The sequence below is a fragment of the Pedobacter jejuensis genome (genome assembly GCF_003725795.1).
In the GTDB taxonomy this organism is placed as follows: domain Bacteria; phylum Bacteroidota; class Bacteroidia; order Sphingobacteriales; family Sphingobacteriaceae; genus Pedobacter; species Pedobacter jejuensis.
This window is the reverse complement of sequence record NZ_RBEE01000039.1, coordinates 1-652: the sequence shown is the minus strand read 5'-3', so window position 1 is coordinate 652 and position 652 is coordinate 1. Positions and strand designations below refer to the sequence as shown.

The 652-nt window shown below is 45.4% G+C and carries 1 protein-coding gene and 1 pseudogene; both read right to left on the bottom strand.

What is annotated here, in order from left to right:
* Positions 1-222: pseudogene (locus D7004_RS20855) on the bottom strand (hypothetical protein); the annotation flags it as partial.
* 8 nt (positions 223-230) lie between these two features.
* The gene (locus D7004_RS14365) at positions 231-611 is read right to left on the bottom strand and encodes a hypothetical protein (protein WP_123206550.1); all 381 of its coding nucleotides are present in this window, start codon (positions 609-611) and stop codon (positions 231-233) included.
* Positions 612-652: the final 41 nt, after the last annotated feature.

Below are 652 nucleotides of genomic sequence, written 5' to 3'. Positions count from 1 at the left end.
CTTGATGCCGTGCTCCATAAAAAATGGCCGTAACATCTCATAAAGCTTCCTCCCGCCCATCTCAGGGTGGCTGGAACGAAGCACGGATATTTCCATCAGCACCAACCTTTCCATGGAATGGGCCGAGCCCTGACCTCGAAAATGTTTGTAATAGGACTGACGGGTCACACCAAGCAAGCAGCAGCAATGATCGACACTTATGCCGGGCAGGCTGTTCTTCATCTCAAGGATCACTTGGTACCTGACTTTTTTTTGATGTCTATGTGAAGTTCCCTCTCGGCAACCTCAACCATCCTCCTGTATAGTTCCTTTTCCAACAGCGCATCCTCAAACTGCTTACGCAAGAGCTTTAGGCTAAGTGCCTCATTGGAGTTGCCAACTGGTTTTTTCTTTGCGGTCATTATATCTAAAGGTAGGTAAATGGTTTTTCTAATCCCCAGGCCATATAACTTCAGCCAAGTGGTCAACCTAGAATTGCCAAGTCCGTGCTTCTTCTCCAGAAAACGTATGCCATCATTGCCATTGATGTACTCGTTACAGACCTTCAGCTTGAATTCCTCGCTATACTGGCTCTGCCATTTACTCTTGTGGGTTTTTGAATATCTCTCCATTTTGTTTACAATTGTGTAAACCTATTTCAGGACGAGACATA